At 67.4% G+C, this 12,337-nt stretch carries 1 protein-coding gene; it reads right to left on the bottom strand.

From position 1 onward, the window contains the following. Window positions 1–71: 71 nt before the first annotated feature. Window positions 72–12,311, bottom strand: a complete 12,240-nt coding sequence (locus AL072_RS19220; protein WP_052710049.1) for a LysM peptidoglycan-binding domain-containing protein — start codon at window positions 12,309–12,311, stop codon at window positions 72–74. Between the last annotated feature and the right edge of the window lie 26 nt (window positions 12,312–12,337).

Here is a 12,337-nt window from a genome sequence, read left to right as displayed (position 1 = left end):
GCCGGCCTCCCCCTCCGGAGTTCGCGCCCGAGCGTTTCCCGGCGCGCAGGGACGCCACCTGCCCGCAGCCGTCACCCGGCTGTCGGCAGGGACGGCTGCACATAATCAAGATCCAGGGTCAGGGTGCCGAGATGCACCAGCGGCATCGTCTGCCGTGTCAGATCCGACATGATCCTCAGGTCGAAAGCGAGCCGGCCATCGGTGCCGGACGGCAGGTTGGTGGCGAACCACAGGGATATGGCGCCCGCCCAGGCCTCGATCATGGCGTCCAGCGTGCCCTCGCCGGTGCCGGAGATCGTGACCGACAACGGTGCCTGCATGAACACCGGCAGATCGACAGTGGCGAAGCTGGTCTTGGCATAGCTGTAGACGGTCCGGACCTGGATGGACAGGGTCGGCAGGGTGACGCCGGTCAGCAGGGCGGTGAACAGATTGGCGAGCTGACCGCTCAGCGTCCGGCTGACCGGGCCGGTGCTGCTGCCGATGGCCGCGATGTCGATCGCCTGGGCCCAGTCGACGCTCGGCAGCACCGGGTTGGCGAAGGTCACGTCCGGCGTGGTGTACACGAAGCTGGACGCCGAGGGCCGCCCGGCCACCAGCTCCTCGTTGCGGGTCAGATAGACGCTGGTCTGGGCGTCCTGGCGCTGGAGGATGTTCATGCCGGGCAGTTCGATCGTCCGGTCGGCGATGGACTGGCCGTCGCTGGCCGGCAGGTAGTCGTTGCCGGTGCCGAGCCGGCGGTAGACGTAGCTGTAGGTGTCCGCAGCCGTGCCGTCGACCCGGACCGCCTCATAGCTGTCCGGTGCGACCAGGATCGCCGGCACGCCGATGCCGTCCGGCGGCGCTCCGATGATGCTGACCAGCAGGGCATCCCGCGTCTGCCCGTAATCGACCGACGATTCCGCCACCGTGAAGGAATAGCTGAGCGACGGGTCGCCGACACCGGTCGCCGGCGCGGAGCTGGCGACGCGGAACGAGCCTCCTCCTCCCGATGCCTCGACGATGCCGCCGACCATCTGCAACATGCTGTCGAGCGCCGTCGCGGCGTTGTCGATCTGCAGCTTGCCCTCCGCATCGGCGGCATCGATCGACGCGTCGATGCCAGCCAGCCAGCTGTCGAGGTCGGCCTGGACCGAGGGGAACACCGTCACGAACTGGGCCAGGGCGTTGAAGGCGTCCAGGAACGAGGCGAAGGCCATCATCGGTGAGGCGATGTTGAACTCAACCGTGGCGTGGACGCGGTCCTGGGGATAGTGGTAGGGCAACGAATAGGTGGCTTCCAGCGTCCAGACCAGGATTTCGGACAGCTCGTCGGCATCGGCCTGCGGGGTGCCCGTCGCCGTCTGTGCCGGCAGGTCGGGGGTGGTGGGGAAGCTGCGCAGGACCATCGGGACCGGGAACCGGCCGAGATCGACGGTCAGCGGGCCGGAAGGCTGGGAGATGACGAAGCTCAGCCAGCTCGACGCCTCGTAATTCTCGATGCCCGACAGGCTGCCGATCTGGTGTTCGATGCTGCTGCCGTAATAGCGCAGGTTCAGCTCGATCTCGGAGACGACGGCCCCGCTGTCGTCGTGGAGGATGCCCGGTGCCGACACCATGACGGTCAGCGGCTGGGCCGCCGCTGTTTCCAGCGACAGCTTCGGCGCCGACAGCGACAGGGTCGAGGCCAGCGGCGTCGAGACGCCGGAGGTCACCGTCATCGTCAGCGGCGGCTGGATCGGCCAGCCCAGGGTGTCGGTCACTGCGTCGTCGACGGTGACCGTGGTCGTTCCGGCTTCGGCATCCCCGTTCAGGGTCAGTGTCACGCTCTGCCCATCGGAGGCGATGACCGCCCCGACGACCACCAGCCCGCCCGACAGCGTGTAGGAGCCGGGCGCTCCGGCCTTGTCGGCGGCCATGGCGGTGCTGAACCAGACCGTGACCGAGCGGGCCGATTCCTCGGCGACGGTGGCGGCGGTCATCTGGGGATTGACCGCCGTCGCGCCGTAGAGGCGGGGCGGAACCTCGTCCCCGGTGACGGCGCCGGAGACAGCGGCGGTGAAGCCGAGCGCGGCCTTGACCGTATAGGCGTTGGAGAGCTGGGCGAGCAGTTCCTGATAGAAGGCTTCACGCACGTTCGCGGGGTCGGCGCCGGCCTGATCGGCATAGACCGGCTCCATCAGCTCGCTGGTGATGGCGGCCAGATCGTCCTTGTAGTCCAGCAGTGTCTCCAGCCGGTCGCCGGGGGAGAGCTTGTCGAGGATCTGGATGGCGGGCAGGAATTTCGGGGTCAGCACCGCATCCACCGCCGCGAACAGCTGGCCGGTCCAGCTGTCCATGTCGACGTTGGTGAAGTCGGTGGGAACACCGGTCTGCGACAGGCCCTGGCCGGTGGAATAGCGGTGGATCGGGACGCCCGCCCGGCTCTCCAGCCGGTTCGACACCGGCCTGGGAGCGAAGATCGCCGGATCGTCCGGCGGCGACGACAGGGCATAGGAGATCGCCTGTCCCGCCGTCTCGCCCACACGCACCGCCCAGACGCTGTTGTCGGCGGTGCTCACCGACGCGGTCCGGTCGGCGCCGGTGGCCACGCGGATCAGGAAGCTGCCCGGCTGGGACAGCGCCTCTTCCATCGCGGCGGCAAAGGCCGACAGGGCGAGGCTGCTGCTGGTGTCGCCCTTGGTCAGGGGCGGGACGATGGTGGAGGCGCTGCGGATGCCCGCCACGCTCTGGAGGTCGCCCCAGACGCTGCCGCCGGTGCGGGTGACGGTGAAGGTCAGCTGCAGCTTGACGATCTGCGCCTGGGTGACGCTGGACGCCGTGACCGGCAGGGCGATTTCCCGGGCGGGCGGCGGCGCTGCGACGCTGGTCCCGAAGGCTGCGCGGTCGGTGACAAAGGCCAGGATGCTGGTGGTGCCGCCGGTGCCTCCAGTGCCATTGAACAGCCAGGTCTTCAGCGCCGTCACCTCGTCCGCGGACAGCGGCGTGACCAGCGGGCTGCCGTCCTCATCCACCAGCAGCGACATCGACACCCCGAGGCTGATGCCGTTGGGGTCATTCAACTGGCTGCGCAGGCTGCTGTAGGTCCGCTGGGCCTGGGCGGCGCTGGACTGCACGCCCGATCCCCGCGCCTCCACCGCATCGGGATAGGAGAAGCCGGCCCAGCCGGACACCCCGTCCCCGGCGGCGGTGGTCAGGCCGTTGACGGTCAGCGTCGCGACGTCGCCATCGGCGAAGGCCGAGGCAAGGGTCAGCAGCACCGACAGGCCGCCGGGCTGAAGCACCGCGGACGTCAGCTCCAGGCTGACCGAACCGTCGGCGACCGTCAGGCTGTAGTTGGCGGCGCTGGCCGCACTGGCGGGGTCCAGGGTTTGGGTGAAGGTGGCCAGCACCGTCGTCGCCGTCTGCGGCACCGCCATCAGCAGGCCGTCGTAGCTGGCCTGCGCGAAGGACAGCGTCAGGGTGATCCGGGCGCCGCCGTCTTCGGCGCTTTCCACCAGCCAGTTCGACGACAGGGTCGGCCATTGGCCGAGGCCGAGCAGGGCGTCGGTGTAGCCGACGATGACCGGCGGCTGGTTGAACGGTCCCGGGCTGCCGGCGGATGCCTCCGACAGGGTGGTGTCGATCTGGTTGCCGTAGAGATCCTGCCAGGAGAAGGTGACCTGGAGGATGCCGCCGACGCCGTCATAGGGGCTGTCGCCGCTGCCGGTGCAGGCGTAGGAGGAATAGGGGATGTTCTGCCGGAACTCCCAATCCGGCTCTCCGGCGGTCGCCACCTCCGGTGCCGCGACCTTGCCGAAGGCGGCGGTGGTCATGCTGCCGTCCTCCTCTCCGCCGGTGTCGTCGTCCGGCGAGGTCGGGCCGAAGGGCAGGCTGACGGGGCTTTCCGTGAAATCGGCGTTGCCGTAGATCCGGCAGCCGAGCAGGGAGACGTCGTTCAGCAGATAGGCCGTCGCCCAGGCGGTGTCGGTCCCGTTGGCCGGGGTGGCCGCTTCTTCGGGCGGCACCTCGCGCAGGGCCAGCAGGGCGGCGGTGCCGACATCCACGGTGCCGGTCACCGTGACCGGACCTTCGGGCAGGACCACCGTCCGGCCGGTCCACAGGCCCGCCACCGAACGGTTGTGGCTGGCGAGCGCCACCACATCCATGCCGTACCACCCGGCGATGCCCTCCAGGCTGCCGCTGTGCGTCGAGCTTCCGGCCGTCAGCGACAGGGTCGGCAGCCGGATCGCCAGCGGGAAGGCGGCCGGATCGGGCAGGGTGCCGCCGTTGGCCGCCTGGAGGGCGGCGACGCTGGTGCCGAACCGCGTGGCGATGCTGGCCAGCGACTGGGGGGTGCCCGGCGGCGGCTGGTAGAGCCCCTCGCTCACCGTCAGCACCGTGCCCGCGGTCAGCGCCAGCCCGGCGTTGGTCTCCGCCAGGTCGCCGAGATTGGCGAAATAGCCGTAGGCCAGTTCCGCCAGTGTGTCGGCGGCGGTGGCGGTCACGGTGAGCGGCGGGTCGGTCTGGGGATCGGCCTTGGCGTTGACCGAGGCGCTGCCGATGTCGAAGCCGCCGCCGGTCACCACGGCGTTCATGTAATCGGTCAGCCGGTTCTGCTGCGCCGCTTGCACCGGGGCAGCATAGAGCACCATCGCCGTCAGCGACGCCTCGCCCTTGTCGTTGAAGGCGTCGTCGGGCAGGCCGCGGGCGTCGGTCTGGTCGTAATAATAGAGATAGAAGCCGCCCGACCGCGTGATGCTCGCCTCCCACAGCAGGCGCAGGAAATCGAGCTTGGTGTTCAAGAGCCCGAGCCCGGTGGTGGCGGTCGCGGTCAGGGCGCGCGCCGTCATGCTTGCCGGCGGGTTGGTCTGGGTCGACAGGTTGGCCTGGGAAATCCCCATGGTCACCGCCGCGTCCGCATCGCTCTGCAACCCGCCGCCCATGACGAACGCCACCCGCAGGCTGGCGATGGCGCCATTGTCGCTCTGCAACTGGTCGAGCAGGCGTTCCAGGATGACGATGCCCTCGTCGTCGGCGCCGATCACCTCGTAGGTGGTGGCGGAGGCGGGGCTGCCCTCGATGGCCGGCACCTTGCGCACCGTGAAGGCGATGGCCGAGGCCCAGCCATAGGCGCCCACCGGCCCGTCCACCGTCGATCCCGACGCCTCGTCGTAGCGGCTGAGGATGATCGCGAAGCGGGGGTCGATCCGACGGGTCGACGGGTCGGGCAGGGCGGTCAGGCTGTCGGGCAGCGTCCACAGCCGCAGCGTCTGATTGCCGTCGCCCGGGGTGCCGTTCGGCAGGTCGACCAGATCGGCGCTGAGCCATGCCGTCATGCTGGACAGCGGGTAGGTGGCGGCGGTGCTCTGCGCCACCGCTCCGGTGCCCAGCGCCAGCAGCGGGATGTCGAGCGGGGCGGTGAGGCAGGCGGCGATGCTGGTGATCCGGTCGGCATCGGCGGAACCGGCGGCCACCGTGATCGACAGGGTGTCGACCATGGTGCCGGCGGCATCGGCGAAATGCAGCCAGGCCGGTCCGGCGGCGCGGGTCAGCTCGACCGTGAAGGGCGTCGCGGTGATCGCGGCCGGCAGCGGAATCTGCTGGCCGGTCAGGGCGAACAGGCCGGCGAAGGGCGGCAGGGTGAGGGTGCCGGCGATGTCGCGCACCCACATGCCGGCGGTGTTCGGCGTGATGCCGTCGGTCGGCAGCCGCAGCCCCTGCAGGTAGTAGCGCGAGGCCATGCCGGACAGATTGGCGATGGCCTGCGACCGCTGCGCCTCGTCGATCAGGGCGGCGACCTGATATTGGGGCAGGTGCGGCAGGTCGAGCGTCCCGATGTCGGTGCCCGAGGTGTCGATGACGGCGAACAGGCCGGCAATGGTCTGGTTGGCGGGCAAGGTGCCCAGCGCCGCCGCCGTCGTGCCGTAGCGGGCGGCGATGTCGGTCAGCGTGTCGCCGTCGGCGGTGGCGATGGCCACGACCGGCAGTGCCAGCACCGCCACGGTCGCCAGCAGGTCCGGCTGTGTCAGCACTCCGCTTTTGGTCAGCAGGTCGTCCAGGCTGACGCCCAGGCTGTGGGCGACGTCGCCCAGCCCCTGGCGCGGCTCGACCGTGACCGGCGCCTTGTCGGGATAGGCGACCTGGGCGCCCGTCCGCAGGATCTGGCTGCCGGCATTGGCCAGCGCGAGGGCGGCCGGGGTCAAGCCGCCGGCGGCGAACGGCTCGCGCTGCGCGATGGTGGTGAAGCTGTCCCCCGACAGGGCCGAGGCGGTGATCAGCGGCACCAGCAGCGCCGCGCCGGAGGCCGGCAGCCCCGGCTGGTCCAGCACATCGGCCTCGCTCAGCAGATCGGCGAGCAGGGCATCGAAGGCGTCGGCGACGTCGTAGAGCGTGTCGCCTGCGGCGACGGTGCAGGAGGCCGGCTCGTGACCGGGCCAGGAGATGACGGCCCCGGCGGTGAGGATGCCGGCCGCCGCCGCGTTGGCGGTGGCGAGGCTGCTGCCGGTCACGCCGTCGGCGGCATAGTCCAGGGCCAGATCGTTGAAGCTGGGCGACGGGACGGGGGCCGTCAGGATGGTGCCGATGCCGAGCGTCTTTCCGGCGGCCAGCGCGTGGGAGGGGTTGGCCGTGAACAGGTCGGCGACGCTGACCGCCGCATCCCCGAACAGCTGGCCGGTGGTATTCACGGACTCGACCAGCGCCTGGGGCGTGGTGGCGGCGTCGATGGGGTGGGTGAAGTCGCGCAGACCGTCGCGCATCGCCTGGATCATCTGGCGGGCGATCAGCAGCATGTAGTCGCTGCGGATCCACTCGGCCATGGAGGTGCTGTCGTCGGCGCCGCTGTTGCGGGCCGCCATCGCGGCCGTGTCACCGCTTTCCTCGCTCTGGACGGCCAGCGCGTTGAAATAGGCGCGCAGCTCCGCCAGCCCCGCCGAGGAGATCGCGTTGTAGTCGCCGAAGGCGTAGGAGACGCCGGCATAGTCGGCGCCATAGGCGGGCACCGTCATCGTCACCGCGCCCGGCATCGGGAAATAGGTCGCGGTGGCGGATCCGTCCTCGTCCGGCGGCAGCGCCACCGTCATGACGAACTGGCCGTCGAAGAACGGGTCGATGGCGTCGATGGGAATCGGGGTCGGGTTGTCGTCGGTGCTGACCAGGGTGGTGTCGAGCAGCGCGTCGAGGTCGGCCTCGGCGATCACCAGGGCATCGACCTGATCGCTGGTCAGCGGCGCCGGCTGGATTGCGGCGATCACCCAGCGCGCCACCGCCTTGGCGAGCGCCTCGAACGAGGTGTCGCCCGTATCCGTGCTGGTGGTGGTGCCGTCGGATGGGGCGACGCTGTCGATGAACAGCATGGCGACCCAGCAGGGCGTCTGCGTGGAATCGTCCGGCCATTCGCTCCTGGCCCCGGTCAGCCCCATGGCGGTGTAGCCGGACAGCGGGGCCTTGCGGTCGGCCGGCTGCAGGTTGGTCCAGGCCGGGCCGCTTTCCGCGGTCGCCAGCAGCATCCTTTCCGCCGATTGGGCCGCCGGCCGGGTCGCCTTCCGGAGTGCGGAGGTGCGCAGCGCCGCCGGTCGGCTCAGCAGCGACGCCTGTGCCGTCGATGTGGCGGCCACCTGCCAGGGCGGCGTGCCGGTATTGGCGACGGTGAAGGATTCCTTCACCCGCATCGAGAAGCTGAAATGCAGGGTGATCTTGAACAGGCCGAGATTGATGCGCACGCTGGCCTTGACCTTAACCGAGGCCAGGACGGTGAAGGTCATCGACACGAAGCTCTCGTAGGAGAGCTGGACCATCACCGCGATCTCGACCGAGACCGAGGCCTTGATGATGCCGAAATCGACGCTGCCGTCGAGCTTGCCGAGGATGCCAAGCGTGCCGGACAGCTTGAAATAATAGGCCCCCTGCAACTGCCCGGCGGGAAGCGTCGAGCCGGCGCCGTCATAGGGGTTCCAGGTCGCCAACACGCCTTCGAGGATGCCGAACACCGTCAGGCTGAAGGAGGCGCTGAGGATGCCGTACTCCACCGACTTGCCGAGGCCGAGCTGGAGGCCGAAGCCGAAGACCAGGACCGGATTGAAGGTGCCGTTGGTCGCCACGGGTACCAGCGAGGTGGTTGCGCTGGACAGCTTGCCGAAATAGAAGCCGCCGGACCCCAGCATCGGGATCCCCGGCGGGATGATGGCCTCGACGGTGAAGGAGCGGCTGAAGTCGTTGTTCCAGGGGAAGCCGACATCGATCTGGAAATCGCCGTTGGTGTAGACCGAGATGGCGAATTCCGGCAGCGTGATGGTGTAGGCGCCGACATCGATGCGGCGCATGATCGTCGGCAGGGCGATCTGGGCGGAATAGACCCCGACCGTGTCGCTGATCTGGCGGTAGATGATCTGGAAATCCAGCCCCTTGAACACCTTGGCCATCGAGCCGTTGAGCGCCAGCCGCAGGGCGTAGAAGTTGGGGTCGTTGAAGACGGTCTGGAGCGTCAGGAAATAGCCGGTGCCGGTGTCCCCGGCCCCGTCCTTATCGTCCAGCTTCAGCACGCCGAAATCGAGCCCGACCATCCAGTCGGACGCGGCGTCGAACACCAGGGGCGGCAGGGTGCCGGGGCTGGGGTCCGGCAGGGTCGTCATCAGCGCGATGGCGTCCTGCACCGTGGTGGCGTCGGTCAGCCCCTTGACCGTCACCCGCTGTCCCAGCGCCATCATGCGCAGGTCGAGATATTTGTTGCCCTGGCCCGGCGGGGCCGGCGCCGCCCCCGGCTCGCTGGCGTCCCAGGGGCCGAGCGTGCCGGTGTCCCCTTGCGCCCCGTCACCGATGTTCCAGGTGAACAGCCCCTTGAGCGAGACATTGACGCCGCGGTCCTCGCCCTTCGACAGGTAGGAGGCGGAGATGCTGTCGATGCGGGCGAACCCGAGGTCGAGCGGTCCGATGGACAGGTCGAAACTGACGCGGTTGCGGCTGCTGTCCTTGGGGTTGAAGACATAGACCAGCGACACGCCGCTCAGGCTGATCTGGTTCACCACGTCCCACGGCGCTTCCAGGGTGAAGGACGAGCCGGTCAGCCATTCGATCATGGTCGCAATCAGCGACCCGACGGTCACATTGTCGGTGAAACCCAGCTTGGAGGTGTATTCCCCGGTCTTGGCGTCGTAGGAGACCATCCCCGACAGCATGCCCCAGGTGATGCCGAACGAGGTGGCGCCGGGCTGGTAATCGTACCAGACGGTCAGCGCGATGCCGTTCCACAGCCAGTCCAGATCGATGCGGCCATAGGATTCCAGTTTCCCGCCGGTTTCCTCCGGTACGCGGCTTCCGCAGTTGAACCGCCCGGCGACCTTGATGTCGGGGATGAAGGGCACGCTCCACGGTCCGTCGGTGCCGCCCTCGAACGACCACGCCCCGGTGCCGGTGTCGAAGGACAGCGCCAGCCCGGCGATGCCGTAGGGATCGGTGCTGCCGGTATCCCAGCCCAGGTAATAATCGAGCAGCGCCGTCAGCGACACCGAGGTGCCGTCGGTCTGCTGGCCCACGAAGGTCCAGGCGCCGGGGAGCTCGAAGGTGGCGCTGAGGCTCAACGAGAATTCCGCCGCCGTCTCCGGCAGGATGACGGTGGTGCCGCGCAGCGTCACCACATAGCGCCCGTCGCCGCCGCTGGTGTCCACCCCCAGCGTCTCCAGCTCGAACAGCGTGATGTCGCCGATCGTCACCGGTGCCTGGAGCAGGGCGTCGGCGGTCACGCCGAAGAAGCCGGTGGTTGGGTAGACGTAGAAATTGAATCCGGTGACGGCGGCATCCACGTCCAGCACGGCGCCGAGCAGCTTGACCAGATCGGCGATCATGATCTCGCCGTCGGTCAGCGCGCCGGATACCTGGAACTCCGGATATTGGGTGCTGATGGTCACCGTGCCGGCGCCGATGGTGAAGTCGCCGGTCGCGTTGATCGTCCAGCTCCGGTTCGCCAGATCGCCGGGTGCGGTGATGGTGTAGACGACGGTGGGGGTGAGCGCGATGGCCGGATCCTTCAACAGAATCCACGGCGAGTCCGTCGAGAAGGTGAATGTCAGATAATCGATGGCGACATCGGTCTGGTTGTAGACGAGCTGGGCTTCCCGCAGACCGAAACCGGACAGGGCGTTGAGCGGGGACGGCAGGCTCTGCACGAGGTTGAGGCCGCCGGCCATCTGGAAGAAGCTGCCGATCGAGGGGTAGGGCGCCTCGAACACGCCGGTGACGACCCAGCGGTTCTCCTCGACCGGATAGCGGATCTCCATCGCGAGCGTGGCGCCGCCCACCACCGTGCCGACCAGGCCGCCCTGCACCGGCGTCAGCGCTTCCGTCACCGTCAGGTCGAAGCCGGGGTCGGCGAACTGGATCCACGGCGCGCCGTCGATCGACCAGACCTGTGTGGCCCGGCAACTCAGCCTGGACAGGATGGGCCCTTTGTTGGGGGCGGTGAACATAAGACCCAGCGAGAAGGGGGTGCCGAAGGCCAGGGTGGAGGCGTCGGCGACGGACACCTCCGTCACCTCGCCGTCATCGTCCTTGGTCTCGGTGATGTCCTCCAGCGCAACCGTCACCAGGAAGGTCGATCCCACGACGGGCCGCCAGAAATCGGCGAATTCCGAGCCTGCCATGGCGGCTAGCAGATCCAAGCTCCCGTCGGACCATGCGGCGGTCAGGCTGTCGTGGATGCCGGCCAGCGTCGTCGTCGAATCCGCTTGGGCGGACAGGCGGTGCGGTGACATCGCCAGCAAGGCGGCGGCGTTCTGCTCTTGCTGAACCGCGGTCTGGGAATTGTAGGCGATCAGCCCCAGCGTCAGTTTGTCGTGAATATCCTGGGAATAATATGCAAGGAGGTCCTGAAAATATGCACGGAGATCGCTGTCGTTTATCGTGAGTTCCATCATGAATTCAATAATCGAATTGATGCTGTCTCCAAATTTTTGAATTGGAGGATAGGTCAAGTATTTATTGTAACCGAGGCGGATCAGGGCGGCCGTATCGTTGCAGATCTTTGGTATTCCTGCCGGTTCATCCACCGGTGGAGCACTCGGGTAATTGTTGCCGTTCTTTCCCTGCTTCGGCATCTGGAAATAGGGGGTGCCGAGGGAAATGACCAGACTCGATGTGCCCTGTCCTTCGAAGAGCGGCGGCAGGGGGGATGTGAACAGACAATTATAGACGTCCTGCGGGACGCTGCCGATGACGACCATCAGGACATTGCCGTTGGCCAGATTGGCTATCCGTTGAGAAAGGTCCGCACTCGTGAACTCTCCCTTGAGTATGTCTACGCGCTGTGGTGCTTGGTTTTCTGTTTTATATTCAGTGATCTGGGCGCAGAATGCATCGAAATTGTTCTTGTTCTTTTGGGTTTTCCCATAATCTGTTGCGATTGTTTCGCTGAAAACCGTTGTTGAATCAGGAGCGTCCGATTTGTACAGATTCACATAGCTGTATTTTTCGTCATCGAATTTGTTCAACAGGGGAATGACGATCGGCGGTCCCTGGAAATTGAGAGTTTTCTGATAGCAGCCGGCGATGATGGCGATGTTCAGCAACATTTCCGATGCATCGAACTGGTGCAGCCCATAGGCGGGCCAGATCGAGGCGCCCCGATCCGTGCTGGCGGTCAGCAGGCTCCGGGCATAGCCGGTGCTGGTGGCCAGGGTTGGATTCCAGTCCTGCCCGCAATACCAGTCCCAAACCGCCGGGGGCACGGTGGTGACCGCGGCCGCGTCGAACTTGTAGGGCAGGAGGTTGATCGTGTTCGACAGATCGCCGATCCGGACCGTGGCGCGCCCGTCGTCGGGATGGAATTCGATCTGGCTGGGAACGAAGCTCCCGTTTTCCAGCCTCCAGGCGAAGGGCTGCATGCGCAGGAACGCCGTGACATTGGTGGTTTGGGCGTAATTCGCCGTCAGGTCGTCAGCCCCTCCGGTCACTCCGAATGCGACACGCTCGTTCAGCTTGTCGCCCGGCGCGCTCGCTTTGATGAACTGGATGTCCTGGCAGCTTCCATAGGCGATCGTGGCATCATCGATGACGCGCGGATCGAGGCCTGTCAGCAGCAGCCCGAGCTTGCGGGCGGTGTCGTTGATCCCGCCTTGCTCATTGGCCGCCAGCGCCCAGACGATCCGCACCTGGCCGGTGTAATGGTACAGGTCGATCAGGCGCTTCAGCAGATGGATGGTCGTGGCCTGATGCCCCATGTTGGGGGTGTTGTCCACATAGACCCGGATCTGCGGCTGGGTGTTGAGGAAGGTGCCGAAGGCCGCGGCGCCTTCGGTGGCCTGCTGCTCGCTTTCGGGGGCGCCCAGCATCAGTTGGGCGAGAAGTTCGGTGAAGGACATGGCGTTTCTCCCCGGTCCGCGGCAGG

Source organism: Azospirillum thiophilum (genome assembly GCF_001305595.1).
Taxonomy (GTDB): Bacteria; Pseudomonadota; Alphaproteobacteria; order Azospirillales; family Azospirillaceae; genus Azospirillum; species Azospirillum thiophilum.
The sequence above is the reverse complement of the archived record's forward strand: the minus strand, read 5'-3'. Positions and strand labels throughout refer to the sequence as shown.

Bases quoted from the DNA above. Each gene is read 5' to 3' on its own strand.
- AL072_RS19220 (WP_052710049.1), bottom strand. From the start codon at position 12,311: ATGTCCTTCACCGAACTTCTCGCCCAACTGATGCTGGGCGCCCCCGAA.